This window comes from Variovorax sp. V213 (genome assembly GCF_041154455.1).
Taxonomy (GTDB): Bacteria; Pseudomonadota; Gammaproteobacteria; order Burkholderiales; family Burkholderiaceae_C; genus Variovorax.
This window is the reverse complement of sequence record NZ_AP028664.1, coordinates 2,851,778-2,872,164: the sequence shown is the minus strand read 5'-3', so window position 1 is coordinate 2,872,164 and position 20,387 is coordinate 2,851,778. Positions and strand designations below refer to the sequence as shown.

The 20,387-nt window shown below is 58.4% G+C and carries 18 protein-coding genes; 11 read left to right on the top strand and 7 right to left on the bottom strand.

Annotated features, from left to right (window positions below; genetic code table 11):
* Positions 1–55: 55 nt before the first annotated feature.
* From ACAM55_RS13720 to ACAM55_RS13700, 5 genes are all read left to right on the top strand, one after another.
* Complete coding sequence (locus ACAM55_RS13720; RefSeq protein WP_369652096.1) at positions 56–1,576, top strand: sugar ABC transporter ATP-binding protein; 1,521 nt, start codon at positions 56–58, stop codon at positions 1,574–1,576.
* The gene (locus tag ACAM55_RS13715; protein ID WP_093081993.1) at positions 1,573–2,568 is read left to right on the top strand and encodes an ABC transporter permease; all 996 of its coding nucleotides are present in this window, start codon (positions 1,573–1,575) and stop codon (positions 2,566–2,568) included. Before ACAM55_RS13720 ends, ACAM55_RS13715 begins: the two co-directional genes overlap by 4 nt.
* 87 nt (positions 2,569–2,655) lie before the next feature.
* Complete coding sequence (locus tag ACAM55_RS13710) at positions 2,656–3,414, top strand: electron transfer flavoprotein subunit beta/FixA family protein (protein ID WP_093081996.1); 759 nt, start codon at positions 2,656–2,658, stop codon at positions 3,412–3,414.
* Position 3,415: 1 nt separating this feature from the next.
* Entirely contained in the window at positions 3,416–4,345 is a 930-nt protein-coding gene (locus ACAM55_RS13705) for an electron transfer flavoprotein subunit alpha/FixB family protein (RefSeq protein WP_369652095.1), read from the top strand.
* 95 nt (positions 4,346–4,440) lie between these two features.
* Positions 4,441–5,421 (top strand): quinone oxidoreductase, encoded by a 981-nt coding sequence (locus ACAM55_RS13700; RefSeq protein ID WP_369652094.1) that lies wholly within the window; start codon positions 4,441–4,443, stop codon positions 5,419–5,421.
* Positions 5,422–5,470: 49 nt separating this feature from the next.
* On the opposite strand, the gene citF is transcribed toward ACAM55_RS13700, so the two are convergent.
* Entirely contained in the window at positions 5,471–6,853 is a 1,383-nt protein-coding gene (gene citF, locus ACAM55_RS13695; protein WP_369652093.1) for a citrate lyase subunit alpha, read from the bottom strand.
* Between the two features lie 431 nt (positions 6,854–7,284).
* Between citF and ACAM55_RS13690 the strand changes: the two genes are divergently transcribed.
* Positions 7,285–8,676, top strand: a complete 1,392-nt coding sequence (locus ACAM55_RS13690; RefSeq protein ID WP_369652092.1) for an NAD-dependent succinate-semialdehyde dehydrogenase — start codon at positions 7,285–7,287, stop codon at positions 8,674–8,676.
* Positions 8,677–9,001: 325 nt separating this feature from the next.
* Here ACAM55_RS13690 and ACAM55_RS13685 read toward each other — a convergent pair whose 3' ends face one another.
* Complete coding sequence (locus ACAM55_RS13685) at positions 9,002–9,994, bottom strand: LysR substrate-binding domain-containing protein (RefSeq protein WP_093082010.1); 993 nt, start codon at positions 9,992–9,994, stop codon at positions 9,002–9,004.
* 122 nt (positions 9,995–10,116) lie between these two features.
* The gene (locus ACAM55_RS13680; protein WP_369652091.1) at positions 10,117–11,298 is read right to left on the bottom strand and encodes a CaiB/BaiF CoA transferase family protein; all 1,182 of its coding nucleotides are present in this window, start codon (positions 11,296–11,298) and stop codon (positions 10,117–10,119) included.
* A 212-nt stretch (positions 11,299–11,510) separates the two neighbouring features.
* On the opposite strand from ACAM55_RS13680, the gene ACAM55_RS13675 reads away from it, so the two are divergent.
* Both ACAM55_RS13675 and ACAM55_RS13670 read left to right on the top strand, forming a co-directional pair.
* Positions 11,511–12,362, top strand: a complete 852-nt coding sequence (locus ACAM55_RS13675; RefSeq protein WP_369652090.1) for a CoA ester lyase — start codon at positions 11,511–11,513, stop codon at positions 12,360–12,362.
* Between the two features lie 69 nt (positions 12,363–12,431).
* On the top strand, positions 12,432–13,409 hold the full coding sequence (locus tag ACAM55_RS13670) for an IS5 family transposase (protein WP_145762084.1): 978 nt from the start codon (positions 12,432–12,434) through the stop codon (positions 13,407–13,409).
* Positions 13,410–13,514: 105 nt separating this feature from the next.
* On the opposite strand, the gene ACAM55_RS13665 is transcribed toward ACAM55_RS13670, so the two are convergent.
* The 4 genes from ACAM55_RS13665 to ACAM55_RS13650 all read right to left on the bottom strand — a co-directional run bounded on the left by ACAM55_RS13665 (position 13,515) and on the right by ACAM55_RS13650 (position 17,456).
* Positions 13,515–14,426 carry a LysR family transcriptional regulator gene (locus ACAM55_RS13665; protein ID WP_369652089.1) on the bottom strand — a complete coding sequence of 304 codons (912 nt, stop codon included), beginning with the start codon at positions 14,424–14,426 and terminating at the stop codon, positions 13,515–13,517.
* Between the two features lie 201 nt (positions 14,427–14,627).
* Positions 14,628–15,602: a tripartite tricarboxylate transporter substrate binding protein gene (locus ACAM55_RS13660; protein ID WP_369652088.1), complete on the bottom strand. Its 975-nt coding sequence runs from the start codon at positions 15,600–15,602 to the stop codon at positions 14,628–14,630.
* Between the two features lie 37 nt (positions 15,603–15,639).
* Positions 15,640–16,296: an RraA family protein gene (locus ACAM55_RS13655; protein WP_369652087.1), complete on the bottom strand. Its 657-nt coding sequence runs from the start codon at positions 16,294–16,296 to the stop codon at positions 15,640–15,642.
* A 26-nt stretch (positions 16,297–16,322) separates the two neighbouring features.
* Entirely contained in the window at positions 16,323–17,456 is a 1,134-nt protein-coding gene (locus ACAM55_RS13650) for a mandelate racemase/muconate lactonizing enzyme family protein (RefSeq protein ID WP_369652086.1), read from the bottom strand.
* A 94-nt stretch (positions 17,457–17,550) separates the two neighbouring features.
* Between ACAM55_RS13650 and ACAM55_RS13645 the strand changes: the two genes are divergently transcribed.
* The 3 genes from ACAM55_RS13645 to ACAM55_RS13635 all read left to right on the top strand — a co-directional run bounded on the left by ACAM55_RS13645 (position 17,551) and on the right by ACAM55_RS13635 (position 20,342).
* A complete protein-coding gene (locus tag ACAM55_RS13645) occupies positions 17,551–18,441 on the top strand; it encodes a LysR substrate-binding domain-containing protein (RefSeq protein WP_369652085.1) in 891 nt (296 codons plus the stop codon).
* A gap of 384 nt (positions 18,442–18,825) precedes the next feature.
* Positions 18,826–19,155 (top strand): EthD family reductase, encoded by a 330-nt coding sequence (locus ACAM55_RS13640; protein ID WP_369652084.1) that lies wholly within the window; start codon positions 18,826–18,828, stop codon positions 19,153–19,155.
* 161 nt (positions 19,156–19,316) lie between these two features.
* A complete protein-coding gene (locus tag ACAM55_RS13635) occupies positions 19,317–20,342 on the top strand; it encodes an NAD(P)-dependent alcohol dehydrogenase (protein WP_369652083.1) in 1,026 nt (341 codons plus the stop codon).
* Positions 20,343–20,387: the final 45 nt, after the last annotated feature.

The following is a 20,387-nucleotide window of genomic DNA, read 5'->3' as shown; positions in this document are numbered from 1 at the left end:
CATCGACGCGTAGACCAATATAGGTCCACAAGGTCATTATTCTTTGGAGAACTGTATGGGCGAACCGGTACTTGTCTGTAAGGACGTAAAGAAAACATTTGGAAGCATACGCGCCCTTAAGGCCGGAAATCTATCCCTCCAAAAAGGGCAGGTGGTGGGGCTCGTCGGTGAAAATGGCGCGGGCAAGAGTACGATTTTGAAAATTCTTGCCGGCGTCCATAAACCCGACGAGCCAGGGTGCATCCTTTTAAACGGAAAACCCTACGAGCCCAACACCGCGTTTGAAGCCCTTCATCAAGGCGTAGTTACGGTCCACCAAGACATCAATCTGGTGGAAACCATGTCTGTTGCGGAGAATATTTTCCTGAACAACGAGCCCGTCAGCCCGTTGGGAACTCTGACTGCGAGGGAGATGAACCGCAAGGCGCAAAAATTAATCGATCAATACAAGATCGAAGTCAACGCCAGCATGCAGGTTGGCCGTCTTCCTAATGACCTAAAGAAGATGATCCAGATCGTGAAAGCGATGACATGGAATCCAAGCATTCTTCTGCTGGATGAACCGACGTCGTCGCTGACAGCGATGGAAGTTGATGTCGTTTTGAATCTGGTTGCGGGTCTTGCGCAGCACGGGGTAACGATCGTCTTCGTATCTCATTATTTGTCGGAGATTTTCAGGATCTGCGACCAGATCAGTGTGATGCGCGATGGGCACACAGTTGCCCTCTTCAACAAGGATGAGACCACCGTAGAGGAGGTGGTAACTCAGATGCTCGGTCACGAGCTCGTCAAGACGGCAGCCCGCAGTGCCCGGCATGTTGCGGAGAAGAAAGAAGTCTTGATGTCGGTGAAGGGGCTGCAAGTGCCTGGCCTGCTGAATGACATCAATTTCGATCTCCACAAGGGGGAGATTCTGGGCTTCACCGGCCTCACCGGTTCCGGTCTGACCGAACTTGCGAAAACTCTGTTCGGTGTCAATAAATTCAAGCCGAGCAGCGGTTTGATCACTATCGAGGGAAAGCAGCATACGTCTAGAAGCCCCGGGATATCCTTGAAAGAAGGGATGGCACTTCTCACCAACGATCGTCTCAGGGAGGGCATTCTTCCGGAGTTTTCACTGACCGAAAACATCACACTTCCGATCCTCAAGGACTTCGGAAATGGTGTCGGGTTGCTGTCGAGATCCAAGCTCAATACGCTTGGCGAAAAATCTATCAGGAAGTTGCGAGTCTCGGCACCCAATGCGGGCGTTCCGATCAGGACACTTAGCGGCGGAAATCAGCAAAAGGTTTTGATTGCGAAATGGCTCGCGACAAAACCTAAAGTTTTCATGCTGGACGACCCGACCGTAGGCATCGATGTCGGGTCCAAAGATGAAATTCGGAAGATCATTGAGCAGATCGCCGCAGAGGGAGTAGGAGTCGCCATTTTTACGACGGAGATCCAGGATATCGAGCAGTTGTGCGACAGAGCATTTGTGATGTTTCGAGGCTCAATCGTCGACGAATTCAAAGGCGAGAGACTTGAGCACAACAGAATTCTTCAATCCTCGGTGAGCGGGAAAGCAGTACCATGAATACCAGCGCAGTCAATACAGTTACCACCTTGCATACGACGTCGAATCTGCAAGAGAGGCTTCGATCCTCTTATGGATTTATCCAGTCGCTTGCAGTTTTGTTTATTCTCGTTGCCGTGATGTCTTTCATTTCACCGCGCTTTGCAACGATCGTAAATTTTCAGAATCTCATGGCCCAAATGGCTCCCGCGATGATCGTCGCGGCCGGCATGGCAATCTGCATGATTAACGGAGAATTTGACATCAGCGTCGGCGCTGTGGTCGCACTCACCGCATCGATCGCAGGCACTTTGATGCCACAACTCGGCATCTTTCTGACGGTTGTCCTCGCTCTTCTGATCGGCCCGGCATTTGGGTTGTTTGCGGGATTCGTGGTCACTCGATTCGGCATCCCTTCGTTTATCACCACCTTGGGAACGATGATGATTGCGCGCAGCCTTGCCTTCGTGGTGACAGAGGGTCAAGTAGTGTCCGGGGTTCCCGATGCCTTCCGAGTAATTGGTTTGGCTCGCCCGCTCGGTGTTCCGTTGCCTTTTATTATCGCGATTCTTACTATTTTGGCCGGTTATGTGCTGCTGAACCATACAGCATTTGGCAAGAAGGTCTATGCGATCGGCTCCAACCGAAATGTTGCGATCCTTTCGGGCATCAACGTCAACAAGATCAAGATCTTCTGTTTGATGATTTGTGGCTTGACCGCGTCTTTCGCCAGCCTCGTCCTGCTTGCACGGATTGGCTCTATTCAAGCCGACACGGCGCGAGGTCTCGAGTTCGAGGTTATCGCGGCGGTGGTCATCGGGGGCGTTAGCTTGGCCGGCGGTCAGGGAAATATCCTGCGGGTGATCATCGGGGTGATCGTGATTGCCTTGACGCGCAATTTCTTGAACTTGGCAAGGATCGACATTTTTTGGCAGGAGTTCGCCACTGGTGCAATCATTCTTGCAGCCGTTTTGCTCGATGCGCTCCAAAAGCGTATCGCAAGTTCTCGCTAGTACGCCGAGCGGATGTCCTGCCAAATCAGAGGTTTTTCTACTCATAGAAAAGCGCCCGCAGGGGAATAGATAATTAGGTCCTGAAAAATGAAGATACTTGTTCCCGTGAAGCGGGTGGCCGACTTCAACGTGAAGGTCCGCGTCAAACAAGACGGCTCTGGCGTAGACCTGGCCAACGTGAAGATGTCGATGAATCCCTTCGACGAGATTGCGGTGGAAGAAGCAGTCCGACTGAAGGAAAGCGGGTGGGCCACGGAGATCGTGGTTGTCTCCATTGGCGTGAAGAAGGCACAGGACACGTTGCGAACGGCACTCGCTATGGGAGCGGACCGTGCAATCCTGATCGAAGCTGCTTCGGATGTGCATACCGACATTGAGCCGCTGGCCGTCGCCAAGCTTCTCGCATGTGTAGTTCGGGAGGAGCAGCCAGGCCTTGTGCTGACCGGTAAGCAGGCAATCGATAACGACATGAACGCCACCGGTCAAATGCTTGCGGCTTTGCTCGGTTGGGCGCAAGCAACCTTCGCATCAAGAATTTCGATCGAAGGGACCAACGCCAAGGTCACCCGTGAGGTGGATGGAGGCCTGCAGATCGTCAACGTCAATCTCCCCGCCATCATCACGGCCGATCTTCGGCTGAACGAGCCGCGTTATGCCTCACTATCGAACGTGATGAAGGCCAAATCGAAGGAGCTGGCGATCAGGACGCCGGCCGACTATGGCGTCGATGTGACGCCACGCTTGGCGGTCGTGAGGACGGCCGAGCCGCAAGGTCGCAAACCGGGCCTCAAAGTGGCATCCGTTGACGAATTGATCATGAAGTTGAAATCAGAAGGCGTGCTCTGAGATGACCGTTCTTGTTATTGCTGACGTCAATCGCAGTTCTCTGGCGACCGACTCCCTCGCCAAGACAATTACCGCGGTCAAGGGGTTGGGCGAGGTGCATATTCTGATTGCAGGCGATGACTGCGAGGCTGCCGCGGCCGAAGCATCGGGACTCACAGGTGTTGCCAATGTGCTGATCGCGGCCAATCCTGCCTATGCCCACGGCATGGCGGAAGCGACTGCGGCGCTGGTCGTCTCACTGTCCAGTGGATATTCGCACATCTGCGGCGCATCCACGGCCTTCTGCAAGAGCGTGCTGCCGCGGGTGGCTGCGCTCTTGGACGTGATGGTGATTTCCGATGTGATCAGTGTCATTGATGGTTCGACTTTCGAACGCCCCATCTACGCGGGGAATGCCATTCAGACCGTTGTTGCCGCTGGCAATGCGCCAAAGGTCTTCACGGTACGCACCGCCGGATTCGCTCCAGTTCAAGCAGGCGGCGCGGCTTCGCTCCAAGCGGTATCTGGCGCCACCGGTGACGCGCTCTCTGTTTGGGTAGAGGACAAGGTGGCGACTTCGGATCGTCCAGAACTCACCTCGGCCAATATCGTTGTGTCTGGCGGGCGCGGCCTTGGGTCTGAAGCGAACTTTGCGCTTGTCGAAGCACTGGCTGACAAAATGGGTGCGGCGGTAGGGGCTTCGCGCGCTGCAGTGGACAGTGGCTTTGCTCCGAACGATTTACAGGTGGGCCAAACCGGCAAGATTGTCGCTCCACAACTCTACATTGCTGTCGGTATCTCCGGTGCCATCCAGCATCTAGCAGGAATGAGGGACTCTAAGGTGATTGTTGCCATCAACAGTGATCCGGATGCACCCATCTTCCAGGTCGCCGACTATGGGCTGGTGGCCAACCTGTTTGAGGCGATACCGGAGCTTGAGTCCAAACTCTGATCCTCGCGCGCAGGGTATGAGGTCACCTCGGCCCGTGACAGCTTCGACGCTTTGCGTCTGGCCGATCCCCAACTAAGCACAAGGAATCAAGACCCATGAGCAAAGCCGTCCGCATCGACCGCAGTGGCGGTCCCGAGGAACTGAAGATCGTCGAGGTCGAAGTCGGCGATCCGGGGCCCGGCGAAATACGCATCCGCCACCATGCAGTGGGCCTCAACTTCCTTGACACCTACCAGCGCAGTGGGCTCTACCCATTCCCCATGCCATTGCAACTCGGCATGGAAGCGTCCGGAATCGTCGAGGCGGTGGGGGAGGGCGTCTCTCACCTCCAGGCCGGCGACCGCGCCGCGTACGCGAGCCAGCCGCCCGGCGCGTACTGCGAAGCGCGCGTGATGCCGGCCAAGCTCGTTTGCAAGCTGCCGGACGCGATCTCGTTCGAGACCGGCGCTGCGATGATGCTTAAGGGTCTCACAGCGCAGTACCTGCTGAAGAAGACATTACCCGTCGGAGGCCTGCAGCCCGGCGACTTTGTCCTGTTCCATGCTGCCGCAGGTGGCGTGGGTCTGATCGCATGCCAATGGGCCAAGGCTATGGGTCTCCAGCTCATCGGCACCGCTGGCAGCGATGCCAAGTGCCAGACAGCTCTTGCGCATGGCGCCGCGCATGCCATCAACTACGGCAATGAGAACTTCGCTGAGCGCGTGAAAGAGATCACCGGTGGAAAGGGCGTGAAGGTGGCCTATGACTCCGTCGGCAAAGACACCTTTGAAGGCTCGCTGGCCTGCCTGCAGCCCTTCGGTCTGCTCACCGTCTTCGGCAACGGCTCAGGTCCGGTGCCGGCCTTCAATCTCGGAATGTTGGCAAAAGGTTCGTACTACGTGACCCGGCCGACCTTGTTCTCGCATGCCTCTGGCCGTGAGAACGTGCAAGCCATGGCCGATGATTTGTTTGAAGTGGTGCAGAGCGGCGCCGTCAAAATCCCGATCGGCCAGCGCTATGCCTTGACCGACGTGCAGCAGGCGCACCGCGATCTGGAAGCCCGCAAAACCACGGGCTGCACCATCCTGACCTTGTAGAAATGTCGCGGCACCGGCACAGTCCGTGTAGTTGTCTCGATGAAGCGTCTCACGCCACCATCCGCAAGACGTCTATCACGGTGCCGTCGCGATACTCGACGACGCCAACGATTCGCCCGTCTGCAGGTGCAGACGGCACCACCGGTGCCAAGCGGGCGGCCTCTGCGCACAAGGTATCGATCGACTTCAGCATGAGCCCCGCACCGCGGAGGCGATGCTCGAGTTCACCGCGCCGTGGGTTGACGGCAATACCGAATTCGGTCACAACGACGTCAACGGTCTCTCCGGGTGTCGTAATACATCGCACCTTTTGGACCACCTTGGGACCGCCCCGAGCGGTCAGGCGGGTCGTAACGATCGACAGTTTGGAGCCTGCTGCCGTGTCCGCATGCCCTCCTGACCCACCCAATATATTCCCTGAGCTCCCGGTCGTCACGTTCACGTTGAAGTTCCGGTCGATCTCCGCTGCCCCGAGGATCATCGCATCCAGCCGATTGGCAACGGCGCCTCGATTGTTGGGGTTCGCATACATCGACGCCGACATCGCCAGGTGCCGGCTATCGTCCCGGTACGACTGAACGGCCTTCAGGTCAAAGCACTGCACATCGAAAAGGTTTCGGAACAGGCCTTGTTCCAGCATGTCCACGAGATAGCCTGTTACTCCGCCCGCAGCGAAGCTTCCTCGCACACCACGCCGGCGCATAGACTTTCCCACCTCAGCGGCGACAGCCAGGGAGACCCCGCCTGCCCCTGTTTGGAACGAGAAGTCGTCCACCAGGTAGCCCGATGCTTCGATGACTGATGAGGCTTGCCTCGCGATCTCCAGGCCGACCGGGTCTGTCGTCGGACGCGTCGTACCCGAAAGAATTCCGTTGGGATCCCCAATGGAGTCCACGTCGACCACAAAGTCGACGAACTCCTGGGTTATGTCAATCGAACCGCATGGATATGCAACGAGCTGATCGGTCACCGCAATCACGCAGCTTGCGTATTGCGCGTCGACGACCGCATAGCCCAATGGACCACATGCCGCTCTTCCTTGGGTTCCACTGAGATTGCCGTAGTCATCGGCTGCTGGGGCCGCGATGAAAGCCACATCGATGTGCAACTCGCCCGACTCGATGGCGCGGGCGCGCCCCCCATGGGTTTGCATGACAACTGGCGTGCGAAGAATCCCGCTCGAGATTGCATCAGCCACCGGTCCGGTCATGTACGCCGTGTAGATGCGCGAGACGATGCCTCGCTGAATGTGGTCCACCAGTGGCGCATGGACCGCGAACAGCGAACTTGCAGCCACGGTGAGATCGCGCAGTCCCATTGCCGCGGCCTCGGCGATCACGATATTGAGGACCGCGTCGCCGTTTCGAAGGTGATGATGGAACGAGATCGTATCCCCGCTCTTCAGCCCGGCAGCTCGAATCGCTTCGCGCAAGTTTGGCAAGACCTTCGACGCTCCCCCTCCTTCGGCTCTTCGAAACCGAACAGCAGTGCGCGAGACGTCGGTACGCTCTACGTGCGCACCGCGGAACGGGCGTGCAGCACCATAGCCTTCTATGTGGACGAGTCCCTCCGATGGCGAGCTATGGTTCATGGGTTGCGTTTGCTCCTTTGCTCTCACCATCCTGCCTCAGGGTGGGAAGCGCTGGAAGTCGAAGTTCGTCAAGCCTCCCTTGTTTGAACCGAAGATAGGCCAAGTGCCCTAGGCCCCTGGGTTTTCCCTGACTTCGATGATCTGAAAGCCGATGTTGTCGAGAAACTGATATTCGGGCGAACGAACGATCCCTAGCATTCATGGCTTTGCGCGTTCCCTCCGGTGAGCCTTCTCGACACCGCAGCGAACTCGAAACTCTCAAAGGAAGCCAAGTGAATCAAGTGGTCCTGCAAACCGACACCGCGCTGTCTACCAATCCTGCGAATGGCGAGGTGTTCGCGAAATACCCTTATGAGTCGGCGACAAGCCTTGAACGCTCATTGACCACAGCGACTCAGGGCTACAAAACGTGGTCGAGCATGGCCGTTTCAGCGCGATTGGGGGTACTGAGGCGCATGGCTGAAATCTTGCGCCGCGATGTTGAGGCCTTGGGCATGATGGCGACGAAAGAGATGGGCAAACCCATCGTGCAGGCGCGTGCAGAGGTGGAAAAATGCGCGATCCTGTGCGACTGGTATGCGGAGAACGGCGCTGACCTTCTCGCCGACAAGCCGACCAGTGTCGGTGAACAGGCCTACGTGTCGTTCTTGCCGCTTGGCCCCGTGCTTGCCATCATGCCGTGGAACTTTCCGTACTGGCAGATCCTGCGCGGGGCCGTACCCATCTTGCTTGGCGGCAACGCCTACGTGCTCAAACACGCGCCGAATGTGATGGGCTGCGCTTATCTCACAGAGGCGGCCTGGCTCGAGGCGGGGCTCCCCAAGGGCGCGTTCTCCGTCGTCAATATCACCAACGATTTGGTCTCCAAGGCGATCGTAGACAATCGCATCGCTGCCGTTGCCGTGACGGGCAGCGTGCGTGCGGGCTCCGCTATCGCTTCACAGGCCGGAGCGGCGCTGAAGAAGACAGTGCTCGAGCTTGGAGGGTCGGATCCCTTTATCGTGCTCGCCGATGCCGATCTCGAAGAGGCTGTCAAAGCGGCCGTAGTGGGCCGCTTCCAGAATAGCGGTCAGATCTGCATCGCCGCCAAACGAATCATCCTTGACGCTCCGATCGCTGAGGAGTTCACCGAGCGTTTTGTCCAAGCCGTGGCGGCGCTTCGCGTCGGTGATCCGCAGAGCGAGGATACCTACATCGGCCCCATGGCGCGCCACGATCTGCGTGACGAACTGGATACCCAGGTGCAGCGAAGCGTCGAAGCAGGGGCGCGGGTTCTCCTCGGTGCATCGAAGATCCCAGGCGATGGAAACTTCTATGCCCCCACCGTGCTCGGAAACGTCAAGCCCGGCATGGCAACGTTCGACCAAGAGACGTTTGGTCCGGCTGCATCGCTGATCGTGGCTAAGGGAGTCGACGAAGCAATCGACCTTGCCAACAATAGCGAGTTTGGTCTCAGCGGCGCGATCTGGACACGGAACAAGGGACTTGCCAGAGACCTGGCACGGCGCGTCGAGACTGGCGGACTCTTCGTCAACGGCTTCTCGGCTTCCGACCCTCGAGTTCCGATCGGCGGCGTGAAGAAGAGCGGTTACGGTCGAGAGCTTTCGCATTTCGGCGTTCAGGAATTCATGAACGCGCAGACCGTCTGGTTTGATCGGAAGTGAGACAGGCCCCTCCACCAACGATGGAGGGAACCCAAAGAACGCCGTTGAAGGCCGCCTGTCCGCGGCCTCACCGCAATGGATCACGGACGCGATGACCGGCTTGTTCGCGATGGTTGACACAACCTCGACCACATTCCGCCTTTCGCCGCGGTCCGTCCCGCACGGCTACTGTGCAAATTGACGCGCCCAACCGTCGTGCAATGTGCAGCAATGCTCCTGGGCGAAGCACGGATCGACACTGCGCTCGTTAGCAGCGAGTGCCCCAAGGACCTCCACAGAGCGTGTCGCCTTTGGTTCTTCCCCGGAGCGCTTGAGCATCAGCCGACTAGAGCCGGGCAGGCTCTGTCTCCTGGATAAATGGCTCAGATGCTGGGGGTTTGACCCGAGTGGCCAGCCATTCACCGTCCTGGATGAGCTTCCAGGAAACGTTGGTTATAGCCTCCGCCATCTTCACAGATGCCCTTGTCACGACCTGCAAGGGGTTTCTTGCCACAAACACCCCCCTCCGAAAAATCGGCTTCACAATCCGCGCCGCCGACATTTGCCCTCGCTTGAGCTCTTCAGAAATGGCGGCGTGGGCCAACATGGAATACCCATGTCCATCCCGGACGAGTGATTTAATCAGTGTCAGGGAGTCGATCTCGAAGCGAACGTTGATTTTTCCTTCCAGACGCTTGATCTTTTGATCCACGAGCCGTCTTAACCCATGATGGGCTGTTGGAAGTATCAAAGGAAAGCGATTCAGCTCGAGAATATCGATGGAATCAATTGCCAGACCGTCGTTGTCAACATCACCAAAGGCACCGGACTCTCCAACGAGGAACAGCTCCTCTACAGCTATCTGCTGCAAAGAGAGATGACAGCAATCCTGCGCGCTATAGAGCGCTCCTACATCGAGCTCGCCCCGAGTCAACCATTCTCGGATGTGCCCAGACATTGCTTCCACGAGTGTCAGCTTGGCTCCCGGAGCAACTCTCTGGAACTCACTCACGAGGCGTGATCCGATGAGGGTGGCCAATGAACTCGGAAGCCCAACCGTCACCTCGCAGCGCTCAAAGGTGTCCTCGAGCCTGATCTCGTCACGGACGCGCCGCATGTCTGAGAGAATTTTCAAGGCATGTTCGCGGAACACTTGACCTGTCTCTGTCATGACCACGCCACGCGACGTTCGCATGAACAGCTTTGTGCCAAGCTCCTCTTCCAGTCGCAGCAGCATCTGGCTTAGAGAGGGCTGAGCAATATCGAGCTTGTCCGCCGCACTGGTCACCGATCCCATCTCCGAGGTCACCAGAAAGTATTTTAGTTGTCGTTCGTCCATCGGAATCCCTGTGTGGGGCTGGTACGCCCGGGGTGGTCCATCTGAGAAGCCTTGCGCAGTGGAACGCGGTCGCGTGGAGAAGGTGCCGAGGACGCAGTCGGTGGCGGAACTCGTGGGGCCACTTAGATTGCTTCAGCGACACGCAGCGCTGCTATGTCATCGGCGCTTCGACCAAGCGACCTCAATATCACCTCGGTGTGCTCTCCAATCGTGGGCACCGCGCCCATGCAATACTCAAAAGCACTTTGCCTGCCGGGGGGCAGCAAGGCAGGTATCGGACCTGCGGGTGAGCCAACGTCACGCCAACGATCGCGAGCTGCGAGTTGCGGGTGAGCCCACAAGCCGGCCATGTCGTTCATGCGTGCGTTGGCAATTTGTGCGGCATCGAGACGCTCAAGGACCTGCGAAGTGTTCAAAGTGCTAAAGACCTCTACGATCATCGATCGGAGCGTCTCGCGATTGCTATTTCGCTTTGCATTCGCGTCGAAGCGAGCATCGCTCGCGAGCGCGGTTGACAAAAGCACCCGTTCGCAGAACACCCGCCACTCGCGCTCGTTCTGGAGGCCAAGCATCACCGTGCCGCCATCCCCGACGGGAAATGGGCCGTATGGATAGATAGTGGCGTGAGAGGCCGCGCTTCGCGGGGGAGGCGTGGCTCCGTCGTACGCGTAATACATCGGGAAACCCATCCATTCGGCCAGGGATTCCAGCATCGATACGTCAATATGCGATCCCTTCCCCGTTTTGCCGCGCTGCAGGAGAGCGGCGAGGATCGCGGTGTAGGCGTACATGCCCGCGGCAATATCCGCGATCGAGTTGCCAGACTTGCAGGGTGCTTCCGGCGTTCCAGTGACCGAGAGAAACCCCGCCTCACTTTGGATCAACAAGTCATATGCCTTCTTGTCCCTGTAGGGGCCGTCCGCGCCATAGCCCGAAATGTCGCAGACGATAAGCGCCGGATGCCGCGCCTGCAGAGCTTCACCGCCGAGTCCCATTCGTGCGGCAGCCCCTGGCGCAAGGTTCTGAATCAGAACGTCGGCGCCGGCAATGAGCTCCATAAGGATCGCGAGCGCTGTCGGTTGCTTCAGATCGAGTGTCAAGCTCTCCTTGGACCGATTGACCCAAACGAAGTGTGAAGCTTCTCCGTCAACGCGCTGGTCATAGGCACGTGCGAAATCGCCGACACCAGGGCGTTCGATCTTGATCACACGGGCGCCGAGGTCTGCCAATTGCCGCGTGCAGTACGGCGCAGCAATTGCATGTTCTAGCGAGATAACGGTTATTCCATCCAGGGGACGCGTCATGCTGAAGTGCCTTTCGTCGATTCAAGCGGCGCGCAGCGTGCACCGCTTGGTGATCGCATTCTGCGAAGGGGGCGGACGCTCGGCCATCGGGATTTGGGCAAGCGGGACTTGCCAAGAATCGACGTTCGGAGTAACCCGTGCTTGCAGAATTCGAAGCCGGTCTTCGCGAAAGTGGAATTCCGCGCCAGTGCGCGTCATGAAATCATCCGGCGATGACAACAAGACTATCGCCAACCACCGCACCATCTGCCGCAGCGGCCCGCTCTTTCCTTTTTGTGCCCGGCGACCGTCCTGATCGCTTTGACAAGGCTTGGGCAAGCGCGGCCGACGAGGTCATCCTCGATCTCGAGGATGCCGTCGGTGTCGAGCGCAAGGTTCACGCGCGCGCTGACGTCAGTGCTTGGCTCAATCCTTCGAGACCTGTCTTCGTGCGGATCAACGCTGTGGAGACCGCCTGGTACGAGGACGATTTGGAACTTCTGACGAATCCCGGCGTCCTGGGGCTGATGGTGCCAAAGGCTGAAGTTCTGGATTCGGGACTCGTCTCGGCTTGCGCGACTCATGGCAAGCGGCTTCTTCCGATCGTCGAGACCGCTGTAGGTTTTCAGCGAGCGAGTGAGCTAGCAACGACCCGTTGTGTCGAACGCCTGGCGTTCGGTACCTTGGACTTTCAGGTCGACATGGGTCTCACCGGGGATGACGACGCACTTCTGTACTTTCGTTCACGGCTGGTTCTCGAGTCGCGTCTGGCGGGCATACAGGCGCCTGTGGATGGGGTCACGCCCGCAATCGGTGACATCGCGGTCTTGAGCGCCGACACCGCGCGGTCAAAACGGATTGGCTTCGGAGGCAAGCTGTGTATCCACCCCTCGCAGCTGGATGAAGTGAATCGGTGTTTCGCGCCCAGTCCCGACGACATCAAATGGGCTGAAGAGGTGGTTCAGGCCATCGCAAACTCACATGGCGCAGCGATCGCAATCGCCGGAAAAATGGTGGACCGCCCCGTCATTCTGAAGGCCGAGCGAATCCTGGGCAGTGCTCGGCGCTTGTCGCGTGTTCGCTAGGGAACGTCTGATCAAGTCCACGGATGGCCAATCTGAACGTTGATCACGGATGCTGAAGGATCGCCAACGATGAGCCAGATCAGTTTTTCGGATGCTGAGCACGCGGGTAAGAGGAAGAAGACGCGCCGGGAGATTTTCCTTGCCGAGATGGAACTGGTGGTGCCCTGGAGGGCACTGCTCAAAGTCATCGAACCGCACTACCCGGTGGCAGGACGTGGGCGCCGGCCGTATCCGCTCGAAGCGATGCTTCGCGTGCACTTGATGCAGAACTGGTTCGCGCTGAGCGATCCGGCGATGGAGGAGGCACTTTACGAGATCGCCTCGCTGCGCACGTTCGCGGGGCTGGGGCTGGAGTCGATTCCCGACGAGACGACGATCCTGAACTTCCGTCACCTGCTGGAGGCCAGTGATCTGGCCGAGGACATCTTCAAGCAGGTCAACGCCCACCTGGCCAAGAAGGGTCTGCTGCTGAAGCGCGGCTCCATCGTTGACGCCACGATCATCGCGGCGCCCAGTTCGACCAAGAACGAGAGCGGCGAGCGAGACCCTGAGATGCACCAAACGAAGAAGGGTAACCAGTGGCACTTCGGGATGAAGGCTCACATCGGTGTGGACGCAGATTCGGGGCTGGTGCACACGGTGGCGACCACTGCAGCCAACGAGGCGGACGTGGAGCAGGTGAGCGATCTGCTGCACGGCAAAGAAAACGCGGTGTGGGCAGACTCGGGCTATCGCGGAGCACAGAGCCGAGTGAAGCAGGATGTGCGATGGCACATTGCGGGGCGCCCCAGCGACATGGCCAAGATGCCAGAGGGCCGAGCCAAGGCCAGAGCGCGCAGGCAGGAGTTCCAGAAGGCCAGCATCCGGGCGAAGGTGGAGCACCCGTTCCGGGTGATCAAGCGGCAGTTCGGCCTGGCGAAGGTGAGGTTCAAGGGGCTGGCCAAGAACACGGCGCATGTGATCACGCTGTTTGCGCTGTCGAACCTGTGGATGGCCAGAAGGAAACTGATTGCGATGATGGTGCAGGTGCGCCCGCAGGCAACGTGAAGGGGCCACGGGGGCTCTCAAACGCATGGGATCCTCGGTGAGACGAGCCTGCGAGCGCAACGGCCCAACCACGAACCTTCGCCGACAAGCCAATTTACGACTTGATCAGACGTTCCCTAGGTCGGCCGAAGCCTTCGCATTGGTAAGCACCTCCAGCAGCCGCGTGAGGGAGATCGAGCGCGGACGGTCCTTTTTGATGCAGGTCAGCATTTGCCGGACCGCCCATTCATCCGTGAGTGGTCGAACGGTCAAACCCATGCTTTGGCTCATGACGCTAGCTGCCTGATACGGAAGTAGGCCTACACCCAATCCTGACTGAACCACGCGGCAGACAACCTCGAAGCCCCGCACTTGCACGCGCAGTCGCAATCCCTTTTCAAGGTGGACCGCTTGCTCAGCGAGCAAGCGCATCATTGATGACCCGCTTTCGAGCGCAATCAGGTCGTAGTCGAGCACGTCGACGAAATCTACTGCTTCGTTCGAGGCAAGCGGGTGATCCTGCGGAACGATCACCGCTAGCCGATCGGTGCGATAGGGGAAGACTTCGAGACCGTCAGTTGCCACCCCTTCCACGATGATGCCAACGTCTGCTTCACCAGCCAAGAGCGCGGCAACGATTTGAGCGCTCCAGCGCTCTTCCAGGATCAACAGCACATCCGGATTGAGCTTCGCGAATCGCGCAAGATCGCCAGGCACAAACTCCGTCATGGTCGAAGTGTTCGCCCATACCCGGAGCTGACCCCGCCGCCCAGCTCCATGGTCATCCATATCTGCCTGCATCTGGTTCAGTTGGAGAAGCATCGCTTTCGCGTGAACCAACAGAGTCGCGCCTGCAGGGGTCAGCTCGACACCCTTTGGTGAGCGTTCGAACAATGAGCACTTGAGACGATGCTCCAGCAGAGAGATCCGGCGACTGGCCGCGGCCAACCCCATGTGCGAGGACTCCGCCGCTCGCGTCAAGCTGCGAAGCTCAGCCGCTTTGACGAAGAGGGCGAGCGAATCTATGTCGGGAAGCATAAATTTCGGGTCGAACTAAGGTCGCGTTTTTGTACGTGAGGGCTTCGAGCTACGCAGCGAAGGTGAGCTGTTCTGGAAAGGCGACGACCTTGAATGTGCCATGGCCGATAGTCCTACCGCATGTCCCGTTCTAGGCAGCGATGCGGAATGCGTGCTTCGCACGGTTGATGCCTGCTAGGCTTCGATGCGGATGGATTCAGGCTATTCAACATGCAGCTTGATCTGCTTGGCCACCGCGCCATAGGTTGCGAGTTCAGATTGGATCTGGGAATTCATCTCCTCCGACGAGCCGCCAACCGGTTCGGCGCCCATCTCGAGCAACTGTTTACGCACACCGGGAGATCTCACCGTTCTTTGGATCTCTTCGCTGATCTTCTTAATGATTGCAGGCGGAGTACCGGAAGGAGCCAAGAGCCCAAACCAAGTCCCGGCGTTGAAGCCCGGAATGACCGTTTCGGCTAGCGCGGGAACATTTTTCAATGCGGTGGATCGTTCTGAAGTGGTTACCGCCAGCGCACGGGTCTTTCCGGCTTTGATTTGAGGCAGCGCCGATGTCACGGTATCGAACATCACCTGAATCTGACCCCCGACAAGATCAGCCACTGCCGGCGCACTTCCCTTGTAGGGAACGTGAACCAGATCAACATCTGTCCTCAGTTTGAACATCTCACCCAGCATGTGATGTGCAGTCCCGGCACCGGCTGTTCCATAGTTCAACTTGCCCGGTTGCGACTTTGCCAATGCAACAAACTCTTGGATTGTCTGAGCAGGGACGTTGGCGTTCACGACGACCACATTCGGAACCATCGCGATGACGCTGATGGGGGCGAAGTCTTTGCCGAAGTGATACGGCAGCTTTGTATATACGTTCTGTGCGATCGTGTGATGCGCAGCGCCCATCAGCAGGGTATAACCATCCGCAGGCGACTTGGCGACCATGTCAGCACCGATCGTCGCGCCTCCCCCGGCCTTGTTCTCAATCAGGACAGGTTGGCCCCACGCAGTCGACATCTGCTGTCCAACAATGCGCGCGAGCATGTCTGTGGTCCCGCCCGGTGGGAACGGAACGATGATCTTGATCGGCCGGCTTGGGTATGGCTGGGCTGACTGCGCCAGGGCTGTGAGGGGGGCGCCCACAATGCACACCAGGGCGATCGCTTGCATCAGTCTCTTCATTCTGGTCTCCTTCAATTTACTTTGCGGACAGATCCACTCAGCTGCCGGAGATGAAGTGGCAGCCCCCTGTGTGCAAGGCTGCATCGATCCAATCGCGGTCAACATCACCGCTTTGGACGGCCAGCAACGTCGCGCATTCCTTGCGGCTCAGCGCCTCGGCTGCCCGCAGAACGGCGGGGACGTCGTTCCGGGGTATGGCTACCACCCCATCGACATCTGCGACGACGATGTCTCCGGCTTGAACCTGCATACCGGCGACAGATATGCCTACGTTGATCTCACCAGGTCCAACGCGGCTGGGCCCGCGAAGACACACGGCAGTTGAGTAGACGGGCAACGATTGGTCTCGCAGGAACCGCAGATCCCGGACTGCACCATCGATCACAAATCCCGCGATACCCCTCTTTGCTGCCAGTGTGACCATGATCTCGCCAACGAGGGCTTGTTCAGCGAAGCCTCCGCCATCGACCACGATGACATCGCCCGGGCGTGCCAGGTCGATTGCCTTCTGAACCATCAGGTGGTCCCCCGATCTTGTTCGGACCGTGAGCGCGCATCCGACGAGGCGTGTTCCATCGTGCCGCCCAACCAGATGTGACCCCGCTGCCTGCGGCTTCCCCATGCAATCTGCCAGCTGGGAGGCCTCGTAATGACCTAGTTGATCGACCGTCCGAGCATCCAGTACGGTCGGCATTGGATGGATTGCGAAGCAGGCGCTCATCACATCACTCGCTCGCCGAATTTTCGAATTGCGCTTTCCGACAAGGTGAGGCCCAGCCCAGGCTGCTCTTTGAGTTTGAGGCGGCCGTTGACAATCTTCGGCGCGTCTTCGAACAGCTCAGCCTGTAGAGGGTCGCGCTCGGGATCGGTGAAAGCCTCCACGATGTAGCCAGCGGGACTGGCCGCGACGATATGCGCGTGAATGAAGCAATCATGATGAGGCGCTACCTGCACGTGATTCAGCTCACACAGGCCTGCCAGCTTTCTGCCTTCGGTGAACCCACCCATCATGGTGCAATCGAACTGCAGAATTTGGATTGCGTGTTCTTCCAGCATGGCGCGACAGCCATAGCTGGTGACCTCACTTTCTCCGCCAGACAACGGGATTCGAGTCTTCTGAGCCAGCAGCTTGAGGCCTCTGCGGTCATCCTCCCATCGAATTGGCTCTTCAAGCCATCGAGGATTCAAGGGCTCCAGCAACCTGGCGCCTTCGATCGCCGTTGCCAGATCCCAGGCACGATTCGGATCGACCATGAAAAGTGCTTCGGAACCGATCGCCTCTCGCATCACAGCCATGCGTTCGATGTCTTCACCCAGAGGCAGGCCACCGGCCTTTACCTTGAAGCCCGTGTGGCCCTGCTCCTTGAGCATCAAGACTTCGTCGCGCAGCTCTTGGTTATCCTTGCCATCCCGGTAGTAGCCACAGGTCACATACGCGGGAACTTCATCGCGATATCCGCCAAAAATCCGGAACAAGGGCATCTTTGCGGCTTTGCCCACGATGTCCCAACAGGCGATATCCACGGCCGCGCTGATGCGAACGAGCGCCTCGCGAGACCATCCCTTCTCGTTGGCGGTCTTGCTTGTCGTCAGTCGAAAAAGCTTTTGATACAGCCGTTCCGGGGCCAGCGCGTCTTCGCCGAGGATCTGATCGGCGATCCCCGTTTTGAAGGCCTTGATCGCATAGTCGATTGGGGTGTAGCTGGTGGCGAGGCCGAAACCATCGATTCCCTCATCGGTATAGAGCCGTACCAGAATCTCGTTGGCGGTAGGCACGATGAAATGGCTGGTCCAATGGGGGCGCTCCTGAGGAGGTGCTCGGAGTGCAAACACTTCGATTCGATTGATCTTCATGGTTCCACTCTAGTGCTCACCTCCTCACGCCCCAAGCGACATCTGCCGAAATGAGCATTCGGCAGAGCCGAACGCTGGATGGCAGAATGCCTGCATGCACTACGACCTCGTCGATCTGCGGGTGTTCCTGGCCGTACTGGATGAGGGGAATTTGTCCCGGGGGGCAGTACGCTGCAACTTGGCCCCGTCCTCAGTCAGCGCCCGAATCCGGACGCTTGAGGAGGCGGTCGGCACGCGACTGCTGCAGCGCAACGCAAGAGGTGTTAGTTCCACGCCAGCCGGTGTAGTCCTGGCAGAGCACGCACGCCGTCTGCTTGCGCAATTGGAGCAAATGCACGCCGACCTGTCGCCGTTTGCGCAGGGTGTCACGGGGCGTGTCATCCTCTTCGCGAACACCAACGCGATCAACTCCTTCTTACCAGATGATCTGGCCTATTTTTTCAACGAGCATCCTTCGGTACGGGTGAGCTTGGAAGAGAGAAATAGTGGGACTATCGTGGCGGCATTGGTTGAGGGAAGGGCTGACGTAGGGGTGATGGCCGTGGAGGAGAAGCACCCCCTCCTTGAGTACCTTCCCTATCGAGTGGACGAACTCGTCCTTGCAGTTCCGCGCGGCCACGCGCTAAGCAGGAAACGCGCCGTTCGCTTTTCCGAATGCCTTGAGTTTCCCTTCATCAGCCTTTTGCAAGGCGCTGCGCTGCATACGTTTCTCGTCCGACACGCCGGAGACATCGGTGGCAGATTGGATCTCCGCGTTCAGCTGGCAGGCTACGAAGCCGTTTGCAAGCTTGTCGGCAGTGGTGCCGGCATCGGCCTTGTGCCGCGCTCTGCGGTATCCGGCGACGCAGGAGAGCGGGTGAAGTTGATTACCTTGGCCGAGCCTTGGGCCCATCGTGAACTGAACGTGGGCCTGCGAAAGTTGCGGGAGCCTAATTTCTATCGAGACGAGCTCGTAGCGTGCCTGTCGAGGCGGCGCAAGTCCTGACGCCGTTGGGACTCTGCCGCGGAGAGGGCGGGGCACTAGTTCCGATGGCCGCCACGGTCTTGTGTTCGATGCACAACCTCATCTACTTTGTCGATTGCCTTGGTGAGCGAAAGTGTGGAGGAGAGTTGGCTCCGGACGCATCGGAACGCCAAAACTTGCGACAAAGCGGGGCAGGGTTTCTACTGAGTTCGACATTCCGAAAGTCTCTGTTGTCCAGAAACTGATGTTCGGATTCGTCCCCTGTGCCTAGTATCCCGATCTCGAATGACGCGTCGAGCAAGTAGGCGCGAATCGGAGGGCTGTGCCTTGTAATTCGCTGATTACAGAGCGTCCTCTAAGTTCCATTTTTCGCAGGCCCTACATCGGCAGGCGCTGGAGTTATCCATGAAACCCAACTGTGTCAAACGCCTCGGACTCGTCGTCAAGAAGGCAAGCATGTCACACGAAGAATTTGTTCAGCACTGGTTCCATGTTCATGCCGAACTGTGCAAGAAGCTACCCAACATGCGTCGGTATTCGGTGAATCTCGTTGATCGTGAACGCTTTCCGGAATTCGGCTACGACGGCTTTTCGGAACTGTGGTTCGACTCCGAAGAGGCGCTCGTGGCTTCGTTGGCGAGCCCAGAAGGAAAGACGCTGCTCGCCGACCTGCCGAATTTCACAGAGCGCATTTATCCCATTCTCAGTCACGAGTACCACCAAATCTGGAGCTGATTGATGTGGCGGGGGATGCCTCCGCTGGTGATATCCGTCTCGCCCGGCGCAACGTCAGCCGAGCCTCATGGTCCAAGGCGCATCGATTCTGCAGCTCCGATCAGCTCGATCCCGCTCTTCGTCCTCATTCCTCCATCTTCGCAATTACCTTGAAAAATCCAATGACCAGCATCCCTTCGACCATGATGGCTCTCCTAGCCAAAGGGTTCTCGCTCGACGCCCTGGAACTGGCCGAGAGACCTGTGCCCCAACCGAGGCGCGGCGAGATCCTGATCCGCGTTCGCGCCGTCAGTCTCAATTATCGTGATCTGGCGGTGCTGACGGGAACCTACATTCCCAATCTTCCGCTGCCTTTCGTACCTGCCTCGGATGCATGCGGCACAGTCGTCGCGATTGGTGAAGAGGTCAACAGGTTCGCGGTGGGGGACCGGGTGACGCCCATCTACACCCAGGGATGGCACGACGGGCTACCCACTCCGCAACAGCGATCTTCGCGCACTTTAGGGGCGCCCCTGGACGGTGTGCTGCAGACCTACATCGTGGTTCCGGCAGAGGACGCGGTCAGGGCTCCAGATCTGCTTTCCAACGAAGAGGCGTCGACGTTGCCCATAGCCGGCTTGACCGCATGGTCCGCACTTGCCGAAGGCAATGTGAAGTCGGGCGACACCGTTCTCGTTCAGGGAAGCGGAGGCGTCGCCTTGTTCGCGCTTCAGTTTGCCAAGGCTGCAGGTGCGACCGTCATCGCGACATCATCCAGCGACGCAAAGCTTGAGAAAATGAAACTGCTGGGCGCTGATATCGGGATCAACTACAGGACGACTCCCGAGTGGGAACATGCGGTGAAAGAGGTGACCGGCGGTCGAGGTGTCGATCTCGTCGTTGAGACTGGCGGCGCTACCCTGGCGCAATCGCTCACCGCCACCGCGTTTGGCGGCTTCGTCGCCGTGGTGGGCTTTGTGGCTGGCTACAACGCAACCATCCAGCTGCGACAACTCATCGGACCTGTAGTTCGGGTGCAGGGCATCGCAGTCGGTTCGCGTGCACGCTTCGAGGCGATGAACAGGGCCATTGCTGCCAATAACATCCGTCCCGTCATCGACAGCACTAGACACATTTCCGATGCGGTCGCGGCGTTCAAGCACATGCAAAACGGGTCGCACTTCGGCAAGGTTGTCGTGACGCTATAGCCCGCCGGGCACAACCCAACTCGAGACTCAACAAGCTCGGAACGC

Excerpts from the sequence above, each read along its gene's own strand:
- ACAM55_RS13720 (WP_369652096.1), top strand. The coding sequence starts at position 56 with ATGGGCGAACCGGTACTTGTCTGTAAGGACGTAAAGAAAACATTTGGA.
- ACAM55_RS13715 (WP_093081993.1), top strand. The coding sequence starts at position 1,573 with ATGAATACCAGCGCAGTCAATACAGTTACCACCTTGCATACGACGTCG.
- ACAM55_RS13710 (WP_093081996.1), top strand. The coding sequence starts at position 2,656 with ATGAAGATACTTGTTCCCGTGAAGCGGGTGGCCGACTTCAACGTGAAG.
- ACAM55_RS13705 (WP_369652095.1), top strand. The coding sequence starts at position 3,416 with ATGACCGTTCTTGTTATTGCTGACGTCAATCGCAGTTCTCTGGCGACC.
- ACAM55_RS13700 (WP_369652094.1), top strand. The coding sequence starts at position 4,441 with ATGAGCAAAGCCGTCCGCATCGACCGCAGTGGCGGTCCCGAGGAACTG.
- ACAM55_RS13685 (WP_093082010.1), bottom strand. The coding sequence starts at position 9,994 with ATGGACGAACGACAACTAAAATACTTTCTGGTGACCTCGGAGATGGGA.
- ACAM55_RS13680 (WP_369652091.1), bottom strand. The coding sequence starts at position 11,298 with ATGACGCGTCCCCTGGATGGAATAACCGTTATCTCGCTAGAACATGCA.
- ACAM55_RS13675 (WP_369652090.1), top strand. The coding sequence starts at position 11,511 with ATGACAACAAGACTATCGCCAACCACCGCACCATCTGCCGCAGCGGCC.
- ACAM55_RS13670 (WP_145762084.1), top strand. The coding sequence starts at position 12,432 with ATGAGCCAGATCAGTTTTTCGGATGCTGAGCACGCGGGTAAGAGGAAG.
- ACAM55_RS13665 (WP_369652089.1), bottom strand. The coding sequence starts at position 14,426 with ATGCTTCCCGACATAGATTCGCTCGCCCTCTTCGTCAAAGCGGCTGAG.
- ACAM55_RS13660 (WP_369652088.1), bottom strand. The coding sequence starts at position 15,602 with ATGAAGAGACTGATGCAAGCGATCGCCCTGGTGTGCATTGTGGGCGCC.
- ACAM55_RS13655 (WP_369652087.1), bottom strand. The coding sequence starts at position 16,296 with ATGCCGACCGTACTGGATGCTCGGACGGTCGATCAACTAGGTCATTAC.
- ACAM55_RS13650 (WP_369652086.1), bottom strand. The coding sequence starts at position 17,456 with ATGAAGATCAATCGAATCGAAGTGTTTGCACTCCGAGCACCTCCTCAG.
- ACAM55_RS13645 (WP_369652085.1), top strand. The coding sequence starts at position 17,551 with ATGCACTACGACCTCGTCGATCTGCGGGTGTTCCTGGCCGTACTGGAT.
- ACAM55_RS13640 (WP_369652084.1), top strand. The coding sequence starts at position 18,826 with ATGAAACCCAACTGTGTCAAACGCCTCGGACTCGTCGTCAAGAAGGCA.
- ACAM55_RS13635 (WP_369652083.1), top strand. The coding sequence starts at position 19,317 with ATGACCAGCATCCCTTCGACCATGATGGCTCTCCTAGCCAAAGGGTTC.